Below are 25,724 nucleotides of genomic sequence, written 5' to 3' on the forward strand. Positions count from 1 at the left end.
ACAGCACCCCCTGCATTTTTTATTTCCCGACAACCTGATAGATATCGTACCAATCTTCCCGGCTCAGCTTGATATCCGAAGCGCTAGCACCATTACGAATGCGGGCTTCGGAGAGCGATCCGATAATGGGTAACGTCCCCAATTTCATGAGCCAGGCTACCGCCGTTTGTTCGATATTGGCATCGTATTTCTTGCCGACCTCATCCAGTTTGGCCCTCAGACGCACTGCTTTTTCGTCGGTACCATTCAGGATTTTTCCTCCCGCGAGGGGCGCCCAGGCGAGCGGTTTGCTGAAACTCTGTTTGATAAAATCGATACGGCCGTCCTCTATTGCGGTCGTATTCATCAGGTTCAATTCAATATGGTTCGTAACGATCGGAATCCTGAGGTACGACGCAAGCAGCTGATGCTGGAAAACCGTAAAGTTGGCGACTCCAATGTGTTTTGCCTTCCCAGAGGTTACGATTTCGGCCAATGCCATGGCGGTCTCTTCCGGATCGGCCAGCAGGTCGCTTTGATGGAGCAGGAAAATATCCAGATAATCGGTTTTGAGCCTTTTGAGTGAGCCGTTAATGCTGTTGATAATGTGCTCGCGCGAATTATCGTAGTAGGTCAGGTATTTATCCTCCGACTTTCTGATACCGCACTTGCTGAACAGCACAATGTCTTCTCGCTTGAAGGATTTGTGGGCAATGATCTTGCCGAAATGTTCTTCAATCGTATGATCGCCGTAAACATCAGCATGGTCGAATGTATTAATGCCCAGATCGAGGCAGAGGTTGACCGTTTTTTCAATTTGCGTGGTGGTAATGGCACCCTCGTCGGTCCATCTCCAAAAACCATAAATTGCTTCCGAAACCTTCGGGCCGGAATCGCTGAGGCTTACTTTTTTCATCGGTGGTAGTTTGAATTCTTGCAAAAATATCTATTTCTCCAATCGTTTATCCCTTACGATCAGATAAAAATCATTGTCCAGTTCAAGGTAGCCATAGTCGTAAACGAAGCGATAAATGCTTCCTTTGAGGGTCGGACGGATGTTGGTAATCAGGTTAAAATCAAAGCCTTTGGCCATTAAAATGTGCTTGGTGGTTTTGGATTTGTCATCGGGACAAAGTTCTTCCAGAATCCGGCGGTTCTTCCGGAGCTGGTTATTAATATTTCTGATAATGTTGTGAGAATCCGAATTGAGCCGGTTATTGAAGCTGTTTCGGCACATATCTGAGCAAAATTTTTTATCGATCCTACCCGTGAGAGGTCTGCCGCATTCCTGACAATTTACCATATACCTTTTGTTTCGCCGGACCGCTTTTATCCGGGCAGTGTGCATATATTTTCCTGGCCTGCAATATAGTAAAATTCATTTGCGACGACGGCCGGCTTGCATTTTTCCGTTTGCAAACGGCTGCAAATGCTTTCATATGACTATAAGCGGTTAAAAACCGACTTCTGTTTTTCACCCATTACATCTTTGCATTGTCGGTTCACTTTATTCAATCCGGCAGCAGTATTCATCATCTAAACATTATCAACAATGAACTCGGTAAAATTAATCGGAAATGTAGGCCGCGAAATCAATGTGAAGGAGTTTGAGGGCGGTAAAATGCTAACCTTTTCACTGGCAACGGACGAAGGTTATGTTAATAAGAACAAGGAAGAGGTCAAGAATACGGTCTGGCATACCGTGGTCGTGTGGCGGGAACTGGCACAGCGCTGCGAGACTTTCCTGACGACAGGTAAAATGGTTTCGATCGAAGGTAGGCTAACCTATCGGCAGTATGTCGACAAAGACAATCGTACCGTAAGGCGCACGGAAGTGACCGCGCATAAGGTGGAAGAAATTCAGAAGAAACAGGAGGCGGCGGTGTGAGCAATTCAAGTGACGCAAGCGTGTTATAACAGGCCTCATGCCTGGGTTCAAGATGAGGCCTGTTTTATGCTTATGAGAGGCTCTTTTCGAGAGTAGTTTTCCAGTTATTGTATGCGTCGCGCGTGGCCTGTACGTGATTTGCATCGGGCTCGATCGTGCGTAGCGCCGTAAGTCCGACAAATGCATCTTCGCGGTTCTTGTAATAGCTTAGTCCGAAACCGGCAGCGCGGGCTGCCCCTTGTGCGCCATCGGTGTTGTAAAGCTCGACGGTGGCGCCAGACACGTTAGCAAAGGTTTCTCGGAAAACAGGGCTCAGGAACATATTGGCTTCTCCGGCACGGATATTCTTGAGAGACACACCTACCGTTTCCATGATTTCCATTCCGTAATAGAGGGCGAAGACAATGCCTTCCTGCGATGCACGCGTGAAATGGCTCAGGCCGTGGCGGCTGAATTGAAGCCCTTTAAATGTACTTCCGGGATCCTGATTTTCGAGCATACGCTCGGCTCCGTTACCGAATGGAAGGCAGAAGAGGCCATCGGAACCCACAGGCGCCTGTGCGGCGAGGTTGTTCATTTCTGGATAAGAGATATTTCCCTGGAACAGCGCATTGCGAAGCCAGCCATTCAGGCTTCCGGTCCCGTTTACGCACAGCAAAACGCCATAACGGGATGCTGAGGAAATCGGGTTCACGTGCAGGAAAGTATTGACACGTGATTTCGGATCGAATTTAATTTGATCGCTAACGCCATACACTACCCCGGAGGTGCCGGCAGTGGCTGCAACCTCACCCGGTTCGAGTACATTTAGGGAAAAGGCGTTGTTAGGCTGGTCTCCGGCACGGTAGGTGACGGGAATGCCCGCGCGCAAGCCGAGTTCGGCAGCGGCAGCGGCGGTTACTTTTCCTTGCTCCGCAAATGTCGGCAGTATCTCGGGAAGGATATTTTGGTTGAACCCGAAATGATCGAACAAGAAATCGGCCGGGCGCTGGTTCACGAAGTCCCAGAATATTCCTTCGGAAAGCCCCGATGGAGTGGTTACAACCTCCCCGGTCATGCGGGCGGCCAGGTAGTCGCCGGGCAGCATGAATTTGTGAACTTTCGCGTAAACATCGGGCTCGTTCTGTTTCACCCAACCCAGTTTCGATGCCGTGAAATTGCCCGGGGAGTTCAGTAAATGAGGCAGTACGTATTCCTCACCCAATGCTTCCATCGCCTGGTTACCCACTTCGACGGCGCGACTATCGCACCAGATAATGGACGGACGGAGAACGTTCAGGTTTTCATCCACCACCACGAGCCCGTGCATTTGGTAGGATATACCAATTGCGCCGACCTCTTCTGGGGATACGTTTGCTTTTTTAATAACAGCCTGAGAAGCAAGACATGCATTTTCCCACCACATCTGAGGCTGCTGTTCAGCGAAGCCAGGTTTGGGAGCTGCAATGGTCATTTCCCTTTCCGGGTAGAATGCGGAGGCGGCAACTGCCCCGGTATCTGCGTGAATCAAACAAGCTTTGACGGACGAACTGCCTAAATCGAATCCAAGGAAATACATTGCGAAATATGATTATTTTGATTTAAAAAGCTTCGATGTTTAAATATAAGCGCTAAAAAGTACAAAAATGTTCAAATAACTTTAAGAAAAGAAACATAATAAGTGTAATTTTTACACTTAAATAAAAATGTGCTGCATCCATGCGGGAAAGTGACGTCAGAACAGTCAGAAATTGGGTATATTAAGGACGCGATGAAACTAAAGGGTTGATTTTAGGGTCTCCTTTGTGTTTATCTTGCAAGAGGTCAAATATCTATGCGATATTTGAGGAAAATTTCAAGTTGCTGACATCCTTTATCGGGAATTATGAAGAAAGTTGTACAAGTTGTTCTCATTGGTGGGCTGTTTTTGTTGTTTTCTGAGTTTCGCCCGGTAGATCGAAAATGGGAAAAGCAGTTCTCCCGCCTTGACCGGGAGATCAGAGAAAATAGCAAAGCCTATGCAACACTGGGCGATGCAACCAAGACCATCGGGCACCGGCTTACCGGAAGTGTCAATGGTGAAAAAGCAGAGGAATATGCATTCAAGCTTTTGAAAAGCTATGGTTTCACCGATGTGGTTTATCAGCCTTTCGAAGTGGAAGCATGGATGCGGGATACTGTGACCCTCTCCATCGCTCCTGGCAGCAGCGACAATTTTCGTGATGTTCCGGTAGTATCCCTGGCACATTCGCCTGTGGAATCCAATCTGCAAGGAGAAATCGTGGATGTCGGCAACGGATTGGAAGAAGACTTTCTGGCTCTTAAAGATAAAGTGAAGGGCAAGATTGCAATGGCAAACATCAACCTCGTGGGTGTAACGGGTAAAAAGAATTTGCACCGGTCGGAAAAGACAGCATTGGCAATCAAATATGGAGCACGGGGAATGATCATGGTCAATGGCGCGCCGGGCAAGATTTTACTTACCGGAACCGCATCGGTCACGGGAGCTATTATCTCTATTCCTGCTGTGTGCATTTCCAATGAAAGCGGCCACGAGATCAGGAAATGGATTAAGGACGAAGGCCCTCTGGAAGCGCATATTGATATGCACAACATTTCGAAGCCTATCAAGGCACGGAATGTAATTGCCACGCTCAAAGGGAAATCGGATGAGAAAGTGATTATCGGTGGTCACCTGGATTCGTGGGACCTGGCTACCGGCGCTATTGACAATGGCATCGGTTCGTTTGCGGTAATTGATGTGGCCAGAGCATTCAAGGCATTGAAAGTGAAACCAGAACGGACCATTCAGTTTGTGTTGTTTATGGGGGAAGAGCAAGGGTTGCTGGGCTCAAAGCATTTTGTAAACGAACTCAAAAAGTCCGGGACGATCGATAAGGTTTCTTACATGATGAACCTCGATATGACCAACGATCCCAATGGTGCCAACACATTCGGACGGGACGAGATGGTAGACTTCTTCGCAACGGTGGGGCAGGCTATCCGTTCGGTGGACAGCGACTATAAGAACGAGACCACAAACAGGGCCGGCCTGCACAGCGATCATCAGCCATTCATGCTGGAAGGCGTACCCATTGCCGGTTTGTCGGGACATCTCGATCCCAATGTTTTGCAATGTTACCATGCGGATTGCGATGATTTCAGTCTGGTGAACAAGGACCAATTGGAAAATACCGTGCGCATCGCTTCCATGTACCTGTATGCACTCTCTAATGCAGAGAATATTGCGGTGAAAAAGTTGTCGGACCAGAAAACCCGTGATTATCTTATATCGCAAGGCTTAAAAGAAGAACTGATTATCGGCCAGGAGTGGCGCTGGGAACAGTAAACTACTGCCGCAATAGAAAGTACAATGCTAGTATTTCCGAATGCCAAGATCAATATCGGTTTAAATATCGTCGAGAAGCGCCCGGATGGGTTTCATAACATCGAATCCTGTTTCTATCCCGTAGGTTGGTCGGATGCGTTGGAAATTACTTTGGCAGAGAAGTTTTCATTTCATTCCGACGGCATCACTATACCGGGCAATGCAGATGAAAACCTTTGCACAAAGGTGTACAAAATGCTCAGGCGTGATTTTGATCTGCCCGCGGTCAAAATACACTTGTTGAAAACGGTGCCTATCGGTGCGGGACTCGGGGGAGGATCGGCAGACGCAGCTTTTACCATCAAAGCGCTGAATCAGCTGTTCGATCTGGGGATTTCCATTGAAGAGCAAGAGAAATACGCCAGACTTATCGGCAGCGATTGTGCTTTTTTCATCCGTAACAAACCGGTGTACTGCTTCGAAAAAGGCGATCAGTTCGAAGCAATCGACATTCATATTTCCGGGAAGTGGATCGTGCTCGTCAACCCCGGAATCCATATTTCAACCGTTGAAGCATATTCCGGTGTAGTCGCGAAACGAAGCACTGAAAATTTACGTAATATACTTCGGGAGCCGATCGCTACATGGAGAGGCCGTGTTATGAACGACTTTGAAGCAACCCTTTTTAAAACACACCCTTCTTTAGAAGAAATAAAGGAAAAGTTATATAGCCTTGGCGCAGAGTATGCAGCCATGAGCGGTTCAGGATCCACGCTGTTCGGCATTTTCGGGCAGGAGCAAAATGTAAAAGAGCATTTTTCTGACTTTCGTCTCTGGCAGGGGTTTCTTAAATAATTTAACCTTCGCGTTATGTATTAAGGTGCAAAATAGTCGTTATATTCACTTTGAATTGCGCTTTTCGAAGATATCAATGATTGGGAGATGAGTCCGAAGCACACAACTAAGCAAACCGAAAATCCTTTCACCAAACGTCGTGAGCCGCTTGGCTTTATGCTTTGGTTAGGGGTTGCAGGCAGCTCCGTGCTATTTACTTCGATCTTCGTCATTTTCCTTCTGCGAGCGCATAAAGAGACGGCACACCTCGTGGCATTGCCGGATATGTTCTGGCTAAGCACGCTGGTTATCCTGTTCAGCAGTATTACGCTTCACGAAGCGAACCTCGCTTTTACAAACGAACGTTTCCTGCATTATAGGGTATTTCTGGGCGCAACCCTCCTGCTTGGCTTCACGTTCATCATGCTGCAAACGGGGGGATGGATGGAAATGGTCAATTCCGGCATTTTTAGCGGTGTCAACACTTCCGAAGGGTTTATTTACCTGTTGACGGGCCTACACCTCCTGCATATGATCGGAGGCGTGCTGTATTTGAGCTATCTGTTTAGAAAAGCAATCAAGAACAGAAGCTATGTGGATTCGTTCGTGTACAGCGTCAATCCTCCAAATCGCCTTCGCATTAAACTTTTTACCCGCTACTGGCATTTCACAGGAGCGCTCTGGCTTGTAGTGTTTATTTTCCTGATCGTCCTTTACTAAGCATTCGGGTCCGAAAAGATACCTTCCCGCAATTGCATTCCCGAATTCGTATATTTGGAATCCGAGATGTAATAACATGATCCCTGCGCCGCCGCCAATCCGTACCGACCTTTTTTCGTTATTCATTCTGCTGGGTTGTGTGCAGGGGCTGATTCTCGCATATGTTTTCCTGTCGCATGCAAGGGGAAGCAACCGAGCGAACCTCTTCCTGGGAATACTTATCCTGGCGATGTCGGTCATTATCAGCGACGTCTGGTTGGGATACACCCATTACATGTTCCGTGTGCTGTGGCTGGTAGATTTCAGCGAACCGCTGAACCTGCTGATGGCCCCGACTGCTTTTCTTTACACCCAGGCAGGCGTGAACCAAAAAATGCCCAAACGTGCGTGGCTCCATTTCTTACCCTCGGTGGTGTACCTCGTGTACATGTGTTTGCTCATATACCCACAAGACCTGACATTCAAGTATAACTCGAACATCGGCTCTTTCCACCCGGAATTGGAGAGGATCGACGCCGTGCGGTACGGCAGCGATTGGATGTTTTACCCGAAATGGCATATCAATGACCTTACATTTGCCAGTATGGTTATTTACAGCATTGCCGGTTTCTGGTTTCTTACCAAGGCGTTCCGGGCACGGGGGATTTCGTTCTTTACGGGTGAAAAGAATTCGCTGACCTGGTTCCGGGACATGTCTTTACAATTGGCATTCCTGATACTGGTTTTCTTTGTCGTCCGAATCTCATTTCGACATGACCTCGGCGACCATATCATCGCTGCATTTATTTCCCTGATCATCTACATTATCAGCTTCACGGTGTTGAGGAAATCACTGTTTTTTCACGAGCCGACAGAACGAACCACGCGGAAATATGAAAAATCGTCGCTGACGGAGGAAATACAATCTGCGACGCTGGGCAAGCTGGAAGCGGTAATGCTGGCGGAAAAGCCGTTTCTTGATCCTGGGTTTTCCTTGCCGGCGCTTTCCAAACGACTCGGCGTATCGACCCACCATTTGTCACAAATACTCAATGAGGAGTTGGAACAAAGCTTTTTCGACTTTTTGGGTGCATACCGCATTCAGGAGGCGCAGCGGCTGCTTGCCGATCAGGACAATGCCCACATCAAAATTGAGGAAATCGGGCAGATGGTAGGGTACAACTCTAAATCCGCATTCAATACGGCTTTCAGGAAGATAACCGGTACCACACCCTCCGAATACCGCAAACAGCACGCTAATCAGAAGTTCTGACTTATCGGGAAGAACTTCGAACGGATCAGAACGGTCGTTTGGGACCGGTTTCAGACACTAGTTTTGGGCATCACTCAAAACCTATTTGTCATGGAAACAAAGCCTGTCCAATCTCATTCATTATCCAACAATATCCGCCGATACGATCTCGATTGGCTTCGTGTGCTCGCCTTCGGAATCCTGATCTTCTTCCATGTCGGAATGTTTTTTAATCACTGGGGTTGGCACATTAAAAACAATGTGATCACGCATGCCGTGGAATGGCCGATGCGGTTCAGCAGTCAGTGGAGGATGTCGCTGCTATTCATGATTTCCGGCGCAGGAGTATATTTTGCACTTGAGACCCGTGGGCCGGGGGCTTTTCTGAAAGAGCGTTTTGTCCGCATTTTCATACCACTCATTTTTGGGATGTTTGTCGTCGTGCCTCCGCAGATTTTTTTCGAGCGGCTCACACAAGGCCAGACTTACAGCTATGGAGATTTTTATAAAACCGTGTTTCAATTCATCCCTTACCCGGAAGGCAGTTTCAGCTGGCACCATTTGTGGTATCTGGTTTACATCTTCTGCTATTCACTATTGGGTTTGCCGTTGCTGCTTTTGCTGCGCCGCCATGCGGGTTTTACGCAGCGGGTCGTGGCATTCTTTGCCAATCCCTGGGCTTTGATTGCCGTGCCGGTAATCTGGCATGTGGGGGGAAGTGTTTTGCTGGAAGAACATTTCCCTACTACACACAATCTGGTCCGCGATTGGAACGAGCACTTTCACGATTTTACGCTTTTTGTGACCGGCTTTATGATTTGCACACAAGCCCGCTTCTGGGAAACGCTTCAGAAATACCGGCAATTGACGCTGGGCATCTGGATTACGCTGACGATCGCCCTTTATGCCTATTACTGGACAGTCGACAAGGATATGGACGCTATGCAATGGCTTGTGTATGATGCGATCAAAACGACGAACGCCTGGTGCATTCTGCTTTCGATCTTTGGATATGGTTATACTTACCTGCAATTCACGAATCCATTCCTGAAATATGCCAACGAGGCGGTGTATCCGTTTTACATCCTGCATCAGACGGTAATCATCTGTCTGGCCTACCCGATTATCCAGGCGCCTGTGCATTGGTTTTTGAAGTTCGTTTACCTGTGCATAGCCACATTCGTGATTTGCCTGGGTATGTACCACTTTCTGATCCGAAAGAGCAGTCTCCTTAGGGTGTTGTTTGGATTGAAAGCGTTGAAGCGAAGTAAAAGCAGTGCGACCGTGACGCCTATTTCTTCAATATCTTGAATTCTACGCGGCGGTTCTGCTGCTGGCCTTCCGGTGTGTCATTTTTGGCAACCGGCTTGGTCTCGCCGTAGCCCTTGCTGGCAATGCGGTCGGGTTCGATGCCTTTTCCGATCAGGTATTCGCGAACGGCGTCGGCCCGTTTCTGTGAAAGATCAATGTTGAATTCGGCGCTACCCGTGTTATCAGTATGCCCGCCGAGTTCGATGGAAAGCGTTTTGTTCTCTTCCATGGAAATGGCAATGCGGTTCAGCTCCCCAAAAGACTCGTCGCGGAGCGTGGCTTTCCCTGTGGCGAAGAAAATATTGTTAAGCCGCACGATCTGCCCTTCTTCAATCGGGATGAGTTTCAGTGATTTGTTGGCAATTTCCTTGAAACCCTTATTACCATTGCTGGTGGAGTCGGTAAGGTCGATATTTTCCCCTTCTGCGATGAAGTTGGGGGCGACTGCCCGCCAGCTGTATTTCTGGCCGTACGGAAGCACGAGTTTATATTCGCCGGTGGTAGGGTTGGTCGTGGCGGTACCTACTTCTTCGCCGGTAGCGAGATCTTCATAAATGATTGTCGCTTCCACCGGCTTCCCGGTTTTGGAATCGATTACTTTTCCGCTGATCATCACCACAGGATCCGAAGGTGGCACTACCGCCACGGGAGCCTCCGCCGCCGAATCGGCCGGAGAAGGTTTGGGTTGCAGGTTATAGCGAACAATGTCGCCTTTGCCTTCCGTGTCTTTGAAAGAGACCATATAGGCGAAATCACCCAACGCGGAAATGGTGTAGTAAGCGTCGTAACCGTCGGTGTTGATGGCAGGACCTAGGTTAACGGGCCTGCTCCATCTTTTCCACGATTTGTCGATCCGCTTGCTGTAATAAATATCGTTGCTGCCTTGGCCGCCTTTCCGGTCACTCGAAAAATAGAGCGTCACGCCGTCAGGCGCGAGGAATGGGGTGGTTTCAGTGAAATCGGCGGTGTTGATTTCAGGACCGAGATTCAAAGGTTTCGACCAGCTACCGTCTTTTTGCTTGAAGCTTACGTACAAATCGTCGACTTTGCTGTTTTTCTTTTCGCTGAAAGACATGACCAACGTTTTACCGTCGTTGGAGAGGTAACCGCAATCGAATTGGCCTTTGCTGAGTTTGGTATAACCAGGAATATCCAGCTTGTTGGGAGCGGACCAGCCTCGCGCCGTTTTTTTACTGGTTGAAAACCCGCGCGTTTCGTAAGTCCCGTTTTTGTATGCTCCCTTGATTAACAGCGTGTTGCCGTCGGGTGTAATGCTGTAAAGGCTATTGTAGTCTTCCTTATTAAGGGGCGGAGGTAGCCGCCTTGCCGGCGTCCATTTATCGCTTTTGAGTTCTGAATACCAGATATCCTGGCTGCCTTTCGGGCCGTGCGTGTTCTGCGGATGGCTTACCCTTGAAAAATAGATCGTTTTACCGTCGGGGGAAATGATCGGACTGATTTCATTGTATTCGGTGTTGACCGATTTTCCGAGGTTTTCCAGCTGCGCATGGGCACAAATGGAAGTGGCGACCGTGATGGCTAATAAGCAGAAAGCACGCATTGTTCTGACAGGATGGCTAGTTTTTATCTACATACAACGACCCGTCCAGCGGCTTATTTTCCGCATTTTGCAAACGGAAGGCTTCCATTTTTTCAAGGAGCGTTGCAGGGTCTTCCCCAACTACCAAAAGTGCACGGTTATCGGGCCTCAGAAAGCCCTCTTCCACCATTTTATCGAGTTGTAGAAGCAAAAGATCGTAAAATCCGTTGACGTTCAAAAGGCCGACAGGGCCGTGGAATATGCGGAGCTGTGCCCAGGTCAGGATCTCGAAAAGCTCATCGAAAGTGCCGTAGCCACCGGGTAATGCAATGACACCGTCGGACATCGATACCATTTTGGCTTTACGCTCGTGCATCGTGTCGACGAAATGGAGTTCCGACAACGTCTTATGCGCCACTTCCAGCTTGGCCAGGAAATTCGGGATAATACCCGTAACAAACCCGGCATTGTCCATTGCGCCATCGGCCACACGGCCCATCAGGCCCATATTGCCGCCGCCGTAGATGAGTTTGATATTTCGCTTTGCCAGTGCTGTGCCCAGTTCGTAGGCGGTTTCGGCATATAGCGCTTTCTTTCCCGGATTTGAACCGCAGTATACAACTATGGATTGCATCGGATGAACGGATAAGTGTTTAAGCGGGATATCCCGGCAGGCTATGCCAGAATATCCGCGGCCAGTTTTTTCAGGTCAATATCGCCGAAGGTGCCGGAGCTCATCAGCAGCAGGTTGGCGTCTTTCCAGGCCAGTGACTTTAAGAATGCTTCCAGTTCGGCCGAATTGGTAAATACTTTCAGGTCATCGCGCTTGAATGCCGCTTTGATATCGTCTTCCGACAGACTTTCCAATCGCTTGTGTTCCAATGTCAGCGGATTGAAATACACGATCGCCACATCGGCCGCTTTTAGTTTGCGGCGATATTGGGATAAAAAACTCTTGTTAAGGCTGCTGAATGTATGAAGCTCCGCGCAGGCTACCAGCGTTCTGTCGGGAAATTGCTCTTTCAGGGCGTTGGTAGTCGCTTCGACTTTGGAAGGCGCATGGGCGAAATCACGGTAGACATTTACTGTTTTATTCGTTCCAAGTAGTTCCAGGCGTTTTGAGGCTCCTTTGAATGTGCGGATCGCGTCGTAGAACTGCTCGTCGGTCACGCCTAGTCGTTCGCAGACTTCGCGTGCGCCGCTGATATTTTTCATATTATGACTTCCGAAAACAAGTACCGGAACCTCGCCCTGCTCGGCGGTGATCAATATGGTCTTATTATCCTCGATCCGGTGCGGATGTACAGCATAAGGTGTGCTGGCCACATCCGGACGTTCCTTCCGGCCGATCACATCGAGCATATCGTCCGTTTGGTCAAAGATGATCGCGCCGGCTTTCGGCAGCGAATCGGCCAGCAGCTCGAATTGCTTCACATACGACTCCCAGGTCGGGAACACATTGAAATGATCCCAGGCAATGCCGCTGATCAATGCGATATGCGGCTGGTAGTGGATAAATTTCGGGGTGGGATCGATCGGTGAAGTAAAGTACTCGTCGCCCTCGATCACGATCAGCGGGGCATTCTCTGAAAGCTTCACCATATTGTCGAAACCTTCAATTTGTGCGCCGACCAGGTAATTGAAATTCCTTTTATTGTATTTCAAAACGTGAAGTATCATGGAGGTAATGGTCGTTTTTCCATGACTGCCCGCGATCACGACGCGTTGTTTGTTCTGGCTTTGCTCAAAAATATACTCGGGATACGAATATACCTTAATCCCCAGCTCTCTTGCTTTTGCGAGCTCGGGGTTGTCCTGCCTGGCGTGCATGCCGAGAATCACGGCTTCCAAATCGGTAGTGATTTTTTCCGGAAACCAACCTGTAACAGGCGGAAGCAAGTCATATTGTGCAAGGCGGCTGGACGATGGCTCATAGATCTCATCATCCGATCCCGTTACAACGAATCCTTTTAAATGTAGTTCGATGGCCAGATTGTGCATGACACTACCGCCGATCGAAATGAAATGTATTTTATGCAAAGATGAAGATTGACTCATTGACAATTCTAAAAAACTGATTCCGTTCGAAAGTTAGCAAGAATTGGCCTTCGGGCAAATCCCGCCCATGCGCTATTTCCCGGCATCTTTCACGAACTTGATATTTTCCTGCGTACCGTTCTCGTGCACAAGGCCGATTACGTAAGCACCCGAAGCCAGGCCCCGTATATCGATTTCACGGCGCGGCTTGTTCGAACTATAAACCACCTGACCCGCAACATTGATGATCCTGACCGTTTTGACATGCTCCCAGTCATCTGCTGCGATCGTTACCCTGTCGCTGGCCGGATTTGGATACGTACTTGCAACCGGGGTGGTTTTGAAATTCAGGTTAACGATTTTGCTGTATGAGAAGGTCTGGTCCCGGTCGACCATTTTCAGGCGGTATAGATTTTCACCGGCCGCGGGGCTGATATCGGTGAAATTGTAACGGGTAACAGCATTCAATACGTCCCCTCCCGCTGGGAGCGACCCAATGCGCGTCCATTTCTTGCCATCGGCACTCCGCTCCACATCAAATTTTTCGCTATTTTCCTCTTCGGATGTCGACCAGGCAAGCAGTGCTTGCTCGCCTTCTTTCATCGCGGTAAAGTTGATCAATTTCACTGGTAATGCGCGCCCGACCGGAACGACCTTCGCCGCGGATTTGGCAACGCACCCGCTTCGGGTCGATCTGGCGGTATAATTGTAATCGCCCGGTGAATCCGGAGCAGTAATCGTAATGATACTGCCCGTCCGGTTGTTGGCACCCTCGCCGCTCCACTGGTAGTTGGCCGTATTGCATTCGGGCCCCTGGCAATTGACGCTGAGTGTCACCGGCATTCCGACAACGGGTTTGGTCGGCGAGGAGCTGACATTCACAGAGTAGGAGCACGGCAGGTAATTGCCGCTATCCCAAACGTTTTCCCAATAGCCCGTATCCGTCATTCTGATGGATTTAGGTTGAAGGTCCGTTTGCCCGAAATTCTGTCCGCCGATCTGATTCCAGGCGTCGAAAAGGAAAGTTCCTGTGAATACGTTCGGAAAAATATTGACAGTCACGGCTTCCGCCCGTGCAGGTGGCTGGTAGGAGGGCGTAATGTATTGCTCACGGCACAATGCGAGCGTGGGTGCGAGCTGCGCCATTTCAATATCATTAAAATGCATGGCAATATGCACATAGTCCGCGCCATGCTTATAGGCACGGGGAAACCATTCGTACGGAATGCCGCCATTGATTCCCGAGCCGCCGTCGGGTTGGCCGAGGTCGGTCGGATCGAATTCGATGCCTGCTATTTTATTGGGATAAGTACCTTTGATGACGTCGACTCCCATTATTTTTCTCCACAGATCCCATTGGTGACTGCCGTCGGTATGGTAAATACCGTCCGAAAGCTCCAATGCGAGTAAGAGGGTGCTGCTGTGCAAATGCCAGTTGTTACCCTGTACCGAGCCAAAGTCGGACACGAAATGCAATACTTTAATGGAAGAATTACGGTTTTTGACGGTTTCGTAAAAACCTTTGAAAAGCTTCAACAAACCCCATGCTGCAAACCGGTGCAGGTCGCGGCCCATTTCAGAATTGTAATTTCCGTCGGTTGGCTGGGGAGCGGTGGCAATAGGATAGGAGGTTCGGCCCCAGGTAGCATTGGTTTGGCCCGGAAATCTTATCGGAAGGAACTTGGTACGCCATGCCTGCAATGCTTTGGCCTCGAACATTCCGGCGTAGTTGACCGAGTTGACGACTTTATTAGGCATGTAAAACTCTTCTGATCCGTTGTTGCCCATCGCGACATATAAAATCCTGGACGAATAACCTTGCACCTGCGCGAGTGCATCGTCCACAAATGCGAGGAAACGGCCGGTCGCATATTCGGAGAAGACAGACGGGACCGTGTGCGAAATGGCCTCGCGCATGAGCGAGCCGTTGGAGAGTTGCGCAACGTCTACGGTAGAAAGAAAGTTGTCGTTCCAGTACCCAGGCCGCAGATAGGAGAAGTGAAGGGCCACCTTCATGTTTGGGTTGATGTCCAGAATGGCTTTGACGGCCTGGGCCATCTTTGCGCGCTGGTAATTACCGAGGGTTGGCTCATAATGTTCCCATTGAATATGCAGCCTGATTGCCGTCGGACTCGCATCCTTCCCGTTATATTTGAGGTTCGCAAATTTCAGAATGTACTGCCATTGCTCGGTATTGATCCCGTTGGGTGCCGTTCGGTCGAATCCGTAGCCGGTGGTATTGAGGATCAGCTCTCTTTGCGCCAGAAGCGCGGTGGGCCGGCCGGATAACACGGCCAGAAAAAGTGCGATGGTTAATAAACGTGAGTAGTTGGGCGGCGACGTCAGACGTTTGAAACGCATAAAATTTTCGTTCGGTGGGCGGTTATAGCTTTTTAGATTCGTTGAGACAGATTTAATTTTATCTATAACTGATATAGAAGTTTATGGAGTTACAAATAGCTGCCTGGCGGGGACGGCCGTTTTGTAAAACCCTGTTGAGTGTCAGGATGGAAATAGAAGAGGAATTTTAGTTTTTAAGCCTGATAGGCGAACAGCTCAATATAATTTGAATTGACAACTTGATAAAGGATGGTATGAATAGGATAGAAAGGTAGAATATTAAAACTAGATTTCAAGAGAAATAGAAAATAAATTCTACAAGCAGTCACAAAAAAACGCTCACCTGTGTAGATGAGCGCTGGGTAACGGGCAGATCCGGGCGGAATTATGCGAGTTTTTTATACTTGATTCGGGTCGGTGTAGCGTCTGTACCGAGTCTCTTACGGCGGTTTTCTTCGTATTCTGAGAAGTTACCTTCAAACCAGTAAACCTGTGAATCGCCCTCGAATGCCAGAATGTGGGTTGCGACGCGGTCGAGGAACCAGCGGTCGTGCGAGATAATCACGGCACAGCCCGCGAAGTTTTCGAGGCCTTCCTCCAATGCGCGAAGCGTGTTTACGTCCAAATCGTTGGTAGGCTCATCCAACAGCAACAGGTTGCCGCCCTCTTTCAGGGTCATGGCAAGGTGTACGCGGTTACGCTCGCCGCCGGAAAGCGTTCCCACTTTCTTTTCCTGGTCGCCGCCGCCGAAATTGAACCGGCTCACGTACGCACGCGCATTCGCCTGCTTGCCCCCGAGCATAATCCAGTCGTTGCCATCGGATATGCTCTGGTATACGGTCTTATTGGGATCGAGGTTATCGTGTTCCTGATCGACGTAAGCGAGTTGCACGGTCTCACCTACTTCGAAATGGCCCGTCAGCGGTTTCAGCTGGCCGGTAATGAGTTTGAACAAAGTGGTTTTACCCGCACCATTTGGCCCGATAATGCCGACAATACCATTCGGCGGCAATGCGAAGCTGAGGTTTTCGTACAGCAACCTGTCGCCGAAGCCCATCGATACATTATGTGCTTCGATAACCTTGTTCCCAAGCCTTGGGCCGGAAGGAATGAAGATTTCCAATTTTTCTTCCTTCTCTTTGCCCTCCTCGCTGAGCAATCTCTCGTAAGCGCCCAACCTCGCCTTGGATTTGGCCTGGCGTGCTTTCGGCGCCAAACGCACCCATTCCAACTCGCGCTGCAATGTTTTCTGACGTTTCGATTCGGTTTTTTCTTCTTTTTTCAGGCGTTCCTGCTTTTGTTCCAGCCAGGATGAGTAGTTGCCTTTCCATGGAATGCCCTCGCCGCGGTCGAGTTCGAGGATCCAGCCGGCTACGTTGTCGAGGAAGTAGCGGTCGTGGGTTACGGCGATAACGGTTCCTTTATATTGTCTCAAATGCTCTTCGAGCCACAGTACCGACTCCGCATCGAGGTGGTTGGTAGGTTCATCCAATAAAAGTACATCCGGCTGGCGCAACAGGAGGCGGCACAACGCAACCCGGCGCTTTTCTCCACCCGAAAGTGTCGATATCAATGCATCCGATGGTGGGCAGCGGAGCGCATCCATCGCGATTTCGAGGCGGTTGTCAAGATTCCATGCATCGGATGCGTCGAGTTTTTCCTGCACTTCGCCCTGTCTTTCCAGCAATTTGTCGAAATCTGCATCTTCTGCACCAAACGCCTCATTGATCTCGTCGAATTCTTTCAATAGATTTACAATTTCTTGTACACCTTCTTCTACAACTTCGCGAACGGTCTTGTTCGGATCGAGTTTCGGCTCCTGTTCGAGCATCCCGACGGAGTAGCCGGGAGAGAAAACTACCTCACCCTGAATGTCTTTGTCGATGCCGGCGATGACGCGCAGGAGCGTCGACTTACCGGAACCGTTCAGACCGAGGACGCCTATTTTAGCGCCGTAGAAAAAGGATAAATAAATGTTTTTAATAATATGTCTGTTGGGAGGAATGATTTTGTTAACCCCCGACATTGAGAAAATAATGGTTTCGTTACTCATTTTTTGTTTAATTTGTGCGTAACAAATATCGTTATATATCCCTACACTTAGCAGATAAAAAAAAATTGAAAGAATGGAAAATGCCACATTGAATGATGAATACGGCTACGTTAAGGACAGCAAAGTATTTTTAAAGGGGTATCTGGATTTCCCCGACCGGCAAATTGGAGAAGTAAAAAGGACTGAGCAGGAAGCGATTGACTATTTCAAGAATCGTTTTAACATTGTCCTGAACAAAGTAGAGCAGCTGGAACGCGAAATTGATGAGGCACTTAATAAGGGCTCCTATCTTACCAAACTGATCCAGTTACAGCGCAAGTTGAAAAGTTTTGATGCATTGGGTGATTTTGTGCCATTGCTCAGAAGGCTCGAAGAAAAAGAAGAATATCTCAAAAGCCTGATCGAGGTTAACCAGCTCAAGAACCTGGAAATCAAACGCGCGCTGATCGAGGACGTGAAAGTTGCCGCCGCCGTGACCGATTATGCTACTGCAACGGACCAGATTCAGGAGATCAAAGCCAAGTGGATCCGCACCGGGCCGGTCGATAAGGAATATCAGGATGAAATCGAGACCACATTCCAGCAGATCCTGGATGATTTCTTCCAACGCCGTCGTGATTATTTCGATGAGCAGAACAAGCTCAACCAGCACCGTATAGAAGAGTACGAAAAGCTGATTAAAATTACGAAGACACTCAGCTACGCTAAAGATCTCGACGAAGCCTATCAGAAGGCGAGAGATGTACGCAATGCATGGAATAATGTAGGGGAAGTTCCGCCGAAGCGCTTTTTCAAAGTCAATAAGGCTTATCGCCACTTCCTCAAACTGTTCTACGATAAATATAATGCGGCTAAAGGTATAGAACCGAAAGTTCGCATTGACCCGCGTATCGTGGAACAACAGAAACTGCTCGCCCAGGCCGAAGCGCTTCTGAAATCTCCGGATATCATCGAGGCGTCGCAGGAAGCAAAGGTTCTGCTTAGTAAATGGAAGGAGATCAAGATTCCGTTCAAACTGGCAGATAAGGAATTGGCAGAGAAATTCCGGATGGTTTGCGACAAGATATTTGAGCTCAGCTACCTGGCGCGCGTGATCAGCCGCAAATACCCGGCTTTCGACCTGAAAAGCCCTGAAGAGCAGCTCCGTACCAAATACCGCGAGCTCGAATGGCTTACCAAGCGTGAGAAGAGCGACCTCGAATTCGCGCAGCTGGAATTTGACCGCACCGCTACCGGCGATCCCGAGCAGGACAAGCAGGCCGTGGGGCGCATCAATATTCAGAAACGTAAGGTTCAGATGAAAGAGCGCATTCTTATTGAATTTGAAAGAAAATTGAAAGCTATAACCGGCTAGTGCCGCATAGACGACTTATTAATCACCAAATTGGATTGCAATACCCTGGTCTCGAATTCGGCCGGGGTATTTTTGCTTTCAATGAGGTCCAAAAGCAATGAAGTAGCCTGCTGGCCCATTTCGAACGACGGCTGGGTGACCGAACTCACCGGCGGATCGAGGAGAGATGACATGGCGATGTCGCAAAAGCCCACTACCGCTACGTCATCGGGCATTTTGTAGCCTAGCTGCCGCAATGCCCAGTGAATACCCATGGTAATGCGGTCGCTGGCGCCGAAGATAGCGTCGGGACGCTCGCGGAGGGCCATGAGTTGGTAGGTGCGCTCGGTACCGCCCGCCTGCGTAATCTCGCTGTGCAACACCCATTCTTCCTGGAATTCGATCCCGTATTTGCGCAATGCATCCTTGTATCCTTCCAAACGGAACCGTGTAATGGATACCGGTTTTGGGCCGGCAATGTGCGCAATGCGCCGGCAACCCCGCTTGATCAAATGCTCCGTAGCATCGAACGCGCCTTTGTAGTCATCCACCCGCACCTTATGTGTATGCATGGCGTCGCTTACGCGGTCGAAAAACACCACGGGAATGCCCTGCTCCTGCAAGGACGCGAAATGGTCGATATTCTCCGACTGGCTGGAAATCGCTACCACCAGACCATCTACCCGGCGCGAGGCAATGTGCCGTGTGGCGGAACGCTCGCGTTCGAGTAGCTCGTGGCTTTGGTAAATCATGGTATGGTATCCGCGGCTGTACGCAATATCCTCCACGCCGCCGATCGCCGAGGAGTAGAACCGGTTGGCAATATCCGGCACGATCACGCCGATGGTTTGCGTGCGGTTTTTGAGCAGGCTGATCGCGATCGGGTTGGGATAATAGTTAAGCTGCTCAGCCAGATCGATCACCTTTTGCTTGGTTTCTTCACTGATCTCGCTGCTGTCGCGTAGCGCCCGCGACACGGTCGATTTGGAAATGCCGAGTTGTCTTGCAATCTCTTTGATGGTGATAGAAACCTTTTTCATTGGAATATATTGAAATAGTACAATCCTCCTAAAAAATCCAGAAAATAGACTAGCGGTCAATGTTGCACAAAGCCGCTGGTGTCCGCACAAAGTTCCGGGAAAAATTGCGGGAATGGGAACGGTTCCGGGAACGGTTGCGTAAATTTATTGCTTTTTTTCAAGATTTATTTTTGTGTATCAGCGAATCAGTATTTAAACTAGGTAAATGATCGACGAAGACAAGGGGCTAAATACCACTACAATTCCAGGAAATTTTCTATAATTAACCTAGCTCAGCTAACATGGAGACAAACTCATTTACCAGTACATTACCATCAGCCTGTTCTCAGAAAAGTATACTGGAAACCCTGTTTGGCAGAGTAGTGACTAACGGTGATTATAATGCCTTCCGCGAGTTGTTCACACGCCATTACAGGTCGCTTTGCAACTACGCCATGCGCGTGGTGGTGACGCGGGAGATCGCAGAGGAAGTGGTGTCCGATGTATTTGTGAAACTTTGGAAAAATCGTGAGCAGATTGAGGTCCATACTTCGTTTCAGGCTTACATTTACAGGGCTGTGCGCAACCAGGCGCTGGATTACCTGAAACTGCGTATCCATCGTCAGAATGAGCGGGATTCGCTGGAATCGGTGCAGTGGAATATGAACCACGCCGACCATTTCTCGCCCGCGGAAGAACTGTCGTACAACGAATTTTACGAGCATATAGAAGATTGCATCCAGGCATTGCCGCGCCAGTGCCAGCTCATTTTCCGCCTCAGCCGCGAGGAAGGCCTCCGCTACCGCGATATCGCAGAGCGTTTGGATATCTCAGTCAAAACGGTAGAAACCCAAATGAGCCGCGCATTGAAAGTACTGCGCGAAAGGGTGCCGGAGCATAGGTTGGTAGCGTAGGGGCTTTAAGCGATAGGCTTTAGGCTGTAAGCAGGTTGCTTTAAGTTCGCAAAAAATAACTGAACTAACAATAAAAATAACAGCGGTGCGTAAGGCTTAAAGCTTATAGCCTAAGGCTTATAGCTTACAGCTTATCGCGCCGCAAGGCATCAAATGGCATTAGAACAAACCTGGCGTTGGTTTGGGCCTAACGATCCTGTTTCGTTGCAGGATATTCGTCAGGCCGGGGCAACCGGAATCGTCACCGCATTACATCACATTCCCAATGGTGAAGTTTGGGAAGTATCAGAAATCCAGGCGCGCAAGCAGTTGATCGAAGACGCCGGCCTTACGTGGTCTGTTGTGGAAAGTGTACCTGTACACGAATCGATCAAGACACGCTCCGGCGATTTTGAGAAACATATATTAAACTACCAGCAGTCGCTCCGTAACCTGGGGCAATGCGGTATCGACACCGTCTGCTACAATTTCATGCCCATTCTCGACTGGACGCGCACCGACCTGGACGCGCCGATGAAGGATGGTTCAACCGGTTTGCGTTTCGATGCAACGCAGTTCGCCGCATTTGATCTCTACCTGTTACAAAGATCAGAGGCCGGAGAGCTGTACACCGAGGAGCAAAAACGTGCTGCAAAAATTTGGCTCGACTCGGCGTCAGAGCAGGAGAAGGAAAAACTCGTCCGTAACATTATAGCCGGTCTGCCAGGTTCGGAAGAGAGCTTCACGGTAGAAGAATTCAGGAAGGTTTTGAAAACCTACGAGCATATCGGCGATTTCGAGCTGCGTACGCATTTGTACCAGTTTATTCAGGCGATCGGGCCGGTAGCGGAGGAAGCGGGGATCAGGTTGGCGATTCACCCGGACGATCCTCCTTATCCCATCCTCGGACTACCACGCGTTGTGAGCACTGAAAATGACGCAGAAATGCTGCTGAAAGCGTATGACAAGCAAGCCAATGGCATTTGCTTTTGTACGGGCTCCTATGGCGTAAGGCCGGATAACGACCTCGCCGGAATGGTGGACAGGCTGGGCAGCAGGATTCATTTCATACATCTGCGCGCCACCAAGCGCGAGCACGACGGCAGCTTTTACGAAGCCGATCACCTCGACGGCGACGTGGATATGTACGGCGTGATGCGGGCATTGGTATTGGAACAGAAAAGGCGGGAAAATGACGGCAGAACCGATTTGAGAATGCCTTTCCGTCCTGATCATGGCCACCGTATGCTTGATGATTTGTCGGCTACGAAGCGGACCAATCCGGGTTATACGGCCATCGGGCGCCTGCGCGGGCTTGCGGAGCTGCGGGGCCTCGAATACGGGATTGAAAGAAGTTTGTGATTGTAATAAGAAAGAGAATGGAAACGATTAGCACCGCTGTACAAAAGACCTTCATTTCCGAAGATTTCCTCCTCCGCTCGGAAACTGCGCGTATCCTTTACCATGATTATGCGAAGGAAATGCCGATCATCGATTACCACTGCCACCTGCCGCCCGATCAGATTGCGGAAGACAAGCAGTTTGAAAACCTGACGCAAATCTGGCTTTACGGGGACCATTACAAATGGCGGGCAATGCGGGCAAATGGTATCAACGAGCGGTATTGTACCGGCGACGCGAGCGATTGGGAAAAGTTCGAACAATGGGCGGCCACAGTACCGTATACAATGCGCAATCCGCTCTATCACTGGACGCACCTCGAATTGCTGCGCTATTTCGACATTGATATACTATTAAACAGAAATACCGCCAGAGAGATTTACGAAGAATGCTCCGCCAAGTTGCGCCAGCCCGATTACTCGGTGAAAAGTCTGCTTACCCGCATGAATGTGAAGGTAATCTGCACGACTGATGATCCAACTGACACTCTGAATTACCACCGCGCAATCAGTGAAAGCGGTTTCGATATCCGCGTGCTGCCGACATACCGCCCGGATAAGGCGATGCTGCTGATCGACTCGCCGGAGGACTTTAAACAATATCTGGCGAAACTGGCGCAATCGGCCGGTATTGGTGAGATTACTTCTTATGAAGCATTGCTGGGCGCATTGCAGAACCGCCACGACTTCTTTGCTTCCATGGGCGGCCGGTTGTCCGATCACGGTTTGGAGCATATTTATGCGGAATTCGATGAAGCTGCGGCGCGTGAGGCATTTGCGACTGCATTGAGGGGCGAGAAGCCTTCGGCCAGTCAGGCGCTGGCGTTCAAGTCTGTGCTGCTGTATGAAATGGCTAAAATGGATCATGCCAAAGGTTGGACGCAGCAGTTCCACCTCGGTGCATTGCGCAACAACAACGAACGTATGCTCCGCGAACTCGGCCCCGATACCGGCTGGGATTCCATCGGCGATTACAGCCAGGCGCAAGCGCTTTCGAAGTTTTTGAACAAACTCGATTCGACCGATCAATTGGCGAAAACCATTTTGTATAACCTTAATCCGGCCGACAATGAAGTACTGGCTACGATGACTGGTAACTACAACGACGGAACGGTTGCCGGTAAAATGCAGTTTGGTTCCGGCTGGTGGTTCCTCGATCAGAAGGATGGTATGGAGCGGCAGATGAACGCATTGTCGAATATGGGCTTGCTGAGCCGTTTCGTGGGCATGCTTACGGATTCGCGCAGCTTCCTGTCGTACCCGCGTCATGAATATTTCCGCCGTATTTTGTGTAACCTCATCGGTCAGGATGTCGAGAATGGCGAGTTACCGAGCGATATTCAGTGGCTGGGTAAGATGGTGCAGGGTATTTCTTACAACAATGCCAACAAATATTTTGGTTTTTGATTAAAGTCCGAATTTAAATACGCTAATAAAAGGAATAGCCCAGACATTTGTTGTGGGCTATTTTAATGTTAATACTTAATTTTGGCGCGTAATCATTTTTCAATGGCCCGTCAGGGAGTTCATTCTTTGGCAAACGGGCAATAGTTTAAAATATGGCTCAGATAGTATCCTTCGGGGAAGTCCTTATGCGGCTTTCCACTCCTGGTTTTTCCCGTTTTGAACAAGCCCGTCAATTGAATGTAACATATGCTGGTGGCGAAGCGAACGTTTCGACGGCGTTGGCATATTGGGGACACAGCACGGCGCACGTTACCCGTTTTCCTGACTCGCCCATCGGGCGTGCGGCGGCTCAGTACCTGCATTTCCATGGCGTCGATACGTCGCACATCCTTTTCGGAGGCCCGAGAATGGCCGTTTATTTCCTGGAAACCGGTGCTGCCATGCGCGGCAGCCAGATCGTGTACGACCGCGCCAATTCATCCCTCGCGACGATCGACCCAAAGGAGCTCGATTGGGATAACATCCTGAAAGACGCGAAATGGTTTCATTGGGCTGGTATTACCCCGGCATTGTCGCAAGAAGCTGCGGACGCATTGCTCGACGGCATTAAAGCGGCCCGCAAACGCAACATTACCGTTTCCGGCGACATTTTCTACCGTGCGAATTTGTGGAAATACGGCAAAAAACCTTCCGATATCCTTCCCGAACTAACTGCTGGAACGGATGTTGTAATCGCCAACAGCATCAATATCAAGGAGATTTTTGATATAGACGGAAACGATTTTGTCGAATCCTGCGTCAATTTACAGAAGGCTTTCCCGCAGGTAAAAACGGTGGTGGATACTAAAAGGACGTCGATCAGCGCGTCACATAACTTGCTGCGGGCATTTTTGTGGAATGGCAAAGAGTTGCTCGAAACGGAAGACATCGAGATCAACCCGATCGTCGACCGCGTAGGCGGCGGCGACGCATTCATCGCCGGCCTTATTCATGGCCTCATTACCTTCGACGACCAGCAAAAAGCGCTGGAATTCGGGGTAGCCGCTTCGGCATTGAAGCATACCATCGAAGGCGATGCTTTGATCTCGACGATTGCCGAAGTGGAAGCCATACGTCAGGGAGAGACCTCAGGAAGAATCAAACGCTAGTAACCTGGCCAACAATCATGGATAAAGAAACAACATTGATATTATTGAACGAAGTCGGCGTACTGCCGCTGTTCTATCATGCGGATATTGAAATCGCCAAGGAGGTAATCAATGCGGCATACCGCGGAGGTGCACGCGCATTCGAATTCACGAATCGTGGCGACAATGCCTTTAATGTATTTACGGAGCTTCTGGCGCATGTAAAGGAAAGCCTGCCCGGCCTGTCAATGGGAATCGGTACGATTTACGATGCTGAAACCGCGCAAAAATTCATCGATGCCGGCACTGATTTTATCGTGACACCTTGCCTCAATCCGGCCGTAGGCGAAGCTTGTTTGAAAGCTGGTATCCCCTGGATTCCGGGCGTTTCTACATTGACTGAAATCTACAACGCACAGCAAGCTGGCGCGGAGGTAGTGAAACTTTTCCCGGGCGAAGTGGTAGGTTCCGCATTCGTGCGCGCAATCCGCGGGCCTATGCCGAATGTGAAAATTATGGTTACCGGCGGCGTACAGCCTACCAAGGAAAGCATTAACGAATGGTTCGGTGCTGGTGCCTACGCTGTCGGCTTAGGCTCAAACCTGTTTCCGAAAGACGTGGTAGCACAAGGTAACTATCCCTGGATCGAGCAAAAAGTAGCTGAAAGCATCGCGCTCGTGAAGGAGTTCCGCGCGAATAGCTGATTAATATTCCAAAATATCGCTTAGGCGGGTGGAGAAGTCCACTAGTACTTCACCGCCTGAAAGCGTTTCTTCAAAATGCACCGCAAGTTGAGGCTTGCCCGGCTCGTAAACGTAGGTCGTCTGACTTTTCGGACACACTAGCCAGGCAAGCCTCACGCCGTTTTCAATCCACTTCACCATTTTTCGTTCCAGGTAACGCAGGCTATCTGTTTTGGATTGTAATTCAATCACAAAATCCGGTGCCATGTATGGGAACGAATTCTTTTCATCGTCTGTCAGCGCATTCCAGCGGTCTATTTGTATCCAGGCAACGTCCGGTACCCGCATGGACCTGTCTTGAAGAAAAAAACCTCCATTTGATTCAATCACCTTTCCTCCCTTTTTCTTGCGGTTCCAAATAGCTATTTCGGCGATTAATTCACTGTTGTTAGAACTGCCAAGGAGAAAGGTGGGTGTCATAGTGATGTGTAGTTGACCGTGTTCATCCCTTTCGACCATTAAATCGGGGTTGGCCACGCAGAATGCGACCAACTCGTCGTCGGTGAAATACGGATGTGCAGGTATGTTCAATGGGAGAATCATAATATGCTTTTTATCAAAT

At 49.4% G+C, this 25,724-nt stretch carries 22 protein-coding genes; 12 read left to right on the top strand and 10 right to left on the bottom strand.

Going from position 1 to position 25,724, the window contains the following annotated elements; genetic code table 11:
* Nucleotides 1-19: 19 nt before the first annotated feature.
* Both AC2YIT_RS22840 and AC2YIT_RS22845 read right to left on the bottom strand, forming a co-directional pair.
* On the bottom strand, nucleotides 20-895 hold the full coding sequence (locus tag AC2YIT_RS22840) for an aldo/keto reductase (RefSeq protein ID WP_430843956.1): 876 nt from the start codon (nucleotides 893-895) through the stop codon (nucleotides 20-22).
* 30 nt (nucleotides 896-925) lie between these two features.
* On the bottom strand, nucleotides 926-1,216 hold the full coding sequence (locus AC2YIT_RS22845; protein WP_430843958.1) for a hypothetical protein: 291 nt from the start codon (nucleotides 1,214-1,216) through the stop codon (nucleotides 926-928).
* A 315-nt stretch (nucleotides 1,217-1,531) separates the two neighbouring features.
* On the opposite strand from AC2YIT_RS22845, the gene AC2YIT_RS22850 reads away from it, so the two are divergent.
* Nucleotides 1,532-1,867 carry a single-stranded DNA-binding protein gene (locus AC2YIT_RS22850; protein ID WP_430843960.1) on the top strand — a complete coding sequence of 112 codons (336 nt, stop codon included), beginning with the start codon at nucleotides 1,532-1,534 and terminating at the stop codon, nucleotides 1,865-1,867.
* A 70-nt stretch (nucleotides 1,868-1,937) separates the two neighbouring features.
* Here AC2YIT_RS22850 and AC2YIT_RS22855 read toward each other — a convergent pair whose 3' ends face one another.
* Entirely contained in the window at nucleotides 1,938-3,425 is a 1,488-nt protein-coding gene (locus tag AC2YIT_RS22855) for a xylulokinase (RefSeq protein ID WP_430843961.1), read from the bottom strand.
* 306 nt (nucleotides 3,426-3,731) lie between these two features.
* On the opposite strand from AC2YIT_RS22855, the gene AC2YIT_RS22860 reads away from it, so the two are divergent.
* From AC2YIT_RS22860 to AC2YIT_RS22880, 5 genes are all read left to right on the top strand, one after another.
* A complete protein-coding gene (locus AC2YIT_RS22860) occupies nucleotides 3,732-5,195 on the top strand; it encodes a M20/M25/M40 family metallo-hydrolase (RefSeq protein ID WP_487280690.1) in 1,464 nt (487 codons plus the stop codon).
* A gap of 24 nt (nucleotides 5,196-5,219) precedes the next feature.
* Nucleotides 5,220-6,029 carry a 4-(cytidine 5'-diphospho)-2-C-methyl-D-erythritol kinase gene (gene ispE / locus AC2YIT_RS22865; RefSeq protein WP_487280691.1) on the top strand — a complete coding sequence of 270 codons (810 nt, stop codon included), beginning with the start codon at nucleotides 5,220-5,222 and terminating at the stop codon, nucleotides 6,027-6,029.
* 87 nt (nucleotides 6,030-6,116) lie between these two features.
* A complete protein-coding gene (locus tag AC2YIT_RS22870) occupies nucleotides 6,117-6,728 on the top strand; it encodes a cytochrome c oxidase subunit 3 (RefSeq protein ID WP_430843966.1) in 612 nt (203 codons plus the stop codon).
* Nucleotides 6,729-6,804: 76 nt separating this feature from the next.
* Nucleotides 6,805-7,980, top strand: a complete 1,176-nt coding sequence (locus AC2YIT_RS22875; protein ID WP_487280692.1) for a helix-turn-helix domain-containing protein — start codon at nucleotides 6,805-6,807, stop codon at nucleotides 7,978-7,980.
* Nucleotides 7,981-8,070: 90 nt separating this feature from the next.
* Nucleotides 8,071-9,270: an acyltransferase family protein gene (locus tag AC2YIT_RS22880; protein ID WP_487280693.1), complete on the top strand. Its 1,200-nt coding sequence runs from the start codon at nucleotides 8,071-8,073 to the stop codon at nucleotides 9,268-9,270.
* Here the strand turns inward: AC2YIT_RS22880 and AC2YIT_RS22885 are convergent.
* The 5 genes from AC2YIT_RS22885 to ettA all read right to left on the bottom strand — a co-directional run bounded on the left by AC2YIT_RS22885 (nucleotide 9,251) and on the right by ettA (nucleotide 17,240).
* Complete coding sequence (locus AC2YIT_RS22885; protein ID WP_487280694.1) at nucleotides 9,251-10,831, bottom strand: OmpA family protein; 1,581 nt, start codon at nucleotides 10,829-10,831, stop codon at nucleotides 9,251-9,253. The genes AC2YIT_RS22880 and AC2YIT_RS22885 overlap by 20 nt on opposite strands.
* Before the next feature lie 16 nt (nucleotides 10,832-10,847).
* Nucleotides 10,848-11,444 (bottom strand): LOG family protein, encoded by a 597-nt coding sequence (locus AC2YIT_RS22890; RefSeq protein WP_430843973.1) that lies wholly within the window; start codon nucleotides 11,442-11,444, stop codon nucleotides 10,848-10,850.
* Between the two features lie 41 nt (nucleotides 11,445-11,485).
* Complete coding sequence (locus AC2YIT_RS22895; RefSeq protein ID WP_430843975.1) at nucleotides 11,486-12,868, bottom strand: UDP-N-acetylmuramate--L-alanine ligase; 1,383 nt, start codon at nucleotides 12,866-12,868, stop codon at nucleotides 11,486-11,488.
* A 72-nt stretch (nucleotides 12,869-12,940) separates the two neighbouring features.
* Entirely contained in the window at nucleotides 12,941-15,208 is a 2,268-nt protein-coding gene (locus AC2YIT_RS22900; protein WP_487280695.1) for a T9SS type A sorting domain-containing protein, read from the bottom strand.
* Between the two features lie 364 nt (nucleotides 15,209-15,572).
* Nucleotides 15,573-17,240, bottom strand: coding sequence for an energy-dependent translational throttle protein EttA (gene ettA / locus AC2YIT_RS22905; protein WP_487280696.1), 1,668 nt, complete (start codon nucleotides 17,238-17,240; stop codon nucleotides 15,573-15,575).
* Nucleotides 17,241-17,313: 73 nt separating this feature from the next.
* On the opposite strand from ettA, the gene AC2YIT_RS22910 reads away from it, so the two are divergent.
* A complete protein-coding gene (locus AC2YIT_RS22910) occupies nucleotides 17,314-18,594 on the top strand; it encodes a DUF349 domain-containing protein (RefSeq protein ID WP_487280697.1) in 1,281 nt (426 codons plus the stop codon).
* Here the strand turns inward: AC2YIT_RS22910 and AC2YIT_RS22915 are convergent.
* The gene (locus tag AC2YIT_RS22915; protein WP_090375451.1) at nucleotides 18,591-19,613 is read right to left on the bottom strand and encodes a LacI family DNA-binding transcriptional regulator; all 1,023 of its coding nucleotides are present in this window, start codon (nucleotides 19,611-19,613) and stop codon (nucleotides 18,591-18,593) included. The genes AC2YIT_RS22910 and AC2YIT_RS22915 overlap by 4 nt on opposite strands.
* 281 nt (nucleotides 19,614-19,894) lie before the next feature.
* Here AC2YIT_RS22915 and AC2YIT_RS22920 point away from each other — a divergent pair, with 281 nt between their 5' ends.
* The 5 genes from AC2YIT_RS22920 to AC2YIT_RS22940 all read left to right on the top strand — a co-directional run bounded on the left by AC2YIT_RS22920 (nucleotide 19,895) and on the right by AC2YIT_RS22940 (nucleotide 25,123).
* Nucleotides 19,895-20,506 carry an RNA polymerase sigma-70 factor gene (locus AC2YIT_RS22920; RefSeq protein WP_353722389.1) on the top strand — a complete coding sequence of 204 codons (612 nt, stop codon included), beginning with the start codon at nucleotides 19,895-19,897 and terminating at the stop codon, nucleotides 20,504-20,506.
* A gap of 153 nt (nucleotides 20,507-20,659) precedes the next feature.
* Complete coding sequence (uxuA, locus tag AC2YIT_RS22925) at nucleotides 20,660-21,847, top strand: mannonate dehydratase (RefSeq protein ID WP_487280698.1); 1,188 nt, start codon at nucleotides 20,660-20,662, stop codon at nucleotides 21,845-21,847.
* Between the two features lie 17 nt (nucleotides 21,848-21,864).
* A complete protein-coding gene (gene uxaC, locus AC2YIT_RS22930) occupies nucleotides 21,865-23,292 on the top strand; it encodes a glucuronate isomerase (RefSeq protein WP_487280699.1) in 1,428 nt (475 codons plus the stop codon).
* Between the two features lie 152 nt (nucleotides 23,293-23,444).
* Nucleotides 23,445-24,440: a PfkB family carbohydrate kinase gene (locus AC2YIT_RS22935; RefSeq protein ID WP_487280700.1), complete on the top strand. Its 996-nt coding sequence runs from the start codon at nucleotides 23,445-23,447 to the stop codon at nucleotides 24,438-24,440.
* A gap of 17 nt (nucleotides 24,441-24,457) precedes the next feature.
* Nucleotides 24,458-25,123 carry a bifunctional 4-hydroxy-2-oxoglutarate aldolase/2-dehydro-3-deoxy-phosphogluconate aldolase gene (locus tag AC2YIT_RS22940; RefSeq protein WP_487280701.1) on the top strand — a complete coding sequence of 222 codons (666 nt, stop codon included), beginning with the start codon at nucleotides 24,458-24,460 and terminating at the stop codon, nucleotides 25,121-25,123.
* On the opposite strand, the gene AC2YIT_RS22945 is transcribed toward AC2YIT_RS22940, so the two are convergent.
* The gene (locus AC2YIT_RS22945) at nucleotides 25,124-25,705 is read right to left on the bottom strand and encodes a Uma2 family endonuclease (RefSeq protein WP_487280702.1); all 582 of its coding nucleotides are present in this window, start codon (nucleotides 25,703-25,705) and stop codon (nucleotides 25,124-25,126) included. It lies immediately after the preceding gene.
* Nucleotides 25,706-25,724: the final 19 nt, after the last annotated feature.

The organism is Dyadobacter sp. SRI_021 (assembly GCF_057586235.1).

Coding starts and splice junctions, on each gene's coding strand:
- uxaC (WP_487280699.1), top strand. CDS start 21,865: ATGGAAACGATTAGCACCGCTGTACAAAAGACCTTCATTTCCGAAGAT.
- AC2YIT_RS22855 (WP_430843961.1), bottom strand. CDS start 3,425: ATGTATTTCCTTGGATTCGATTTAGGCAGTTCGTCCGTCAAAGCTTGT.
- AC2YIT_RS22850 (WP_430843960.1), top strand. CDS start 1,532: ATGAACTCGGTAAAATTAATCGGAAATGTAGGCCGCGAAATCAATGTG.
- AC2YIT_RS22840 (WP_430843956.1), bottom strand. CDS start 895: ATGAAAAAAGTAAGCCTCAGCGATTCCGGCCCGAAGGTTTCGGAAGCA.
- AC2YIT_RS22875 (WP_487280692.1), top strand. CDS start 6,805: ATGATCCCTGCGCCGCCGCCAATCCGTACCGACCTTTTTTCGTTATTC.
- AC2YIT_RS22940 (WP_487280701.1), top strand. CDS start 24,458: ATGGATAAAGAAACAACATTGATATTATTGAACGAAGTCGGCGTACTG.
- AC2YIT_RS22895 (WP_430843975.1), bottom strand. CDS start 12,868: ATGAGTCAATCTTCATCTTTGCATAAAATACATTTCATTTCGATCGGC.
- AC2YIT_RS22910 (WP_487280697.1), top strand. CDS start 17,314: ATGGAAAATGCCACATTGAATGATGAATACGGCTACGTTAAGGACAGC.
- AC2YIT_RS22900 (WP_487280695.1), bottom strand. CDS start 15,208: ATGCGTTTCAAACGTCTGACGTCGCCGCCCAACTACTCACGTTTATTA.
- uxuA (WP_487280698.1), top strand. CDS start 20,660: ATGGCATTAGAACAAACCTGGCGTTGGTTTGGGCCTAACGATCCTGTT.
- AC2YIT_RS22870 (WP_430843966.1), top strand. CDS start 6,117: ATGAGTCCGAAGCACACAACTAAGCAAACCGAAAATCCTTTCACCAAA.
- AC2YIT_RS22945 (WP_487280702.1), bottom strand. CDS start 25,705: ATGATTCTCCCATTGAACATACCTGCACATCCGTATTTCACCGACGAC.
- AC2YIT_RS22890 (WP_430843973.1), bottom strand. CDS start 11,444: ATGCAATCCATAGTTGTATACTGCGGTTCAAATCCGGGAAAGAAAGCG.
- ispE (WP_487280691.1), top strand. CDS start 5,220: ATGCTAGTATTTCCGAATGCCAAGATCAATATCGGTTTAAATATCGTC.
- AC2YIT_RS22885 (WP_487280694.1), bottom strand. CDS start 10,831: ATGCGTGCTTTCTGCTTATTAGCCATCACGGTCGCCACTTCCATTTGT.
- AC2YIT_RS22845 (WP_430843958.1), bottom strand. CDS start 1,216: ATGTGCCGAAACAGCTTCAATAACCGGCTCAATTCGGATTCTCACAAC.
- AC2YIT_RS22920 (WP_353722389.1), top strand. CDS start 19,895: ATGGAGACAAACTCATTTACCAGTACATTACCATCAGCCTGTTCTCAG.
- AC2YIT_RS22880 (WP_487280693.1), top strand. CDS start 8,071: ATGGAAACAAAGCCTGTCCAATCTCATTCATTATCCAACAATATCCGC.
- AC2YIT_RS22860 (WP_487280690.1), top strand. CDS start 3,732: ATGAAGAAAGTTGTACAAGTTGTTCTCATTGGTGGGCTGTTTTTGTTG.
- ettA (WP_487280696.1), bottom strand. CDS start 17,240: ATGAGTAACGAAACCATTATTTTCTCAATGTCGGGGGTTAACAAAATC.
- AC2YIT_RS22915 (WP_090375451.1), bottom strand. CDS start 19,613: ATGAAAAAGGTTTCTATCACCATCAAAGAGATTGCAAGACAACTCGGC.
- AC2YIT_RS22935 (WP_487280700.1), top strand. CDS start 23,445: ATGGCTCAGATAGTATCCTTCGGGGAAGTCCTTATGCGGCTTTCCACT.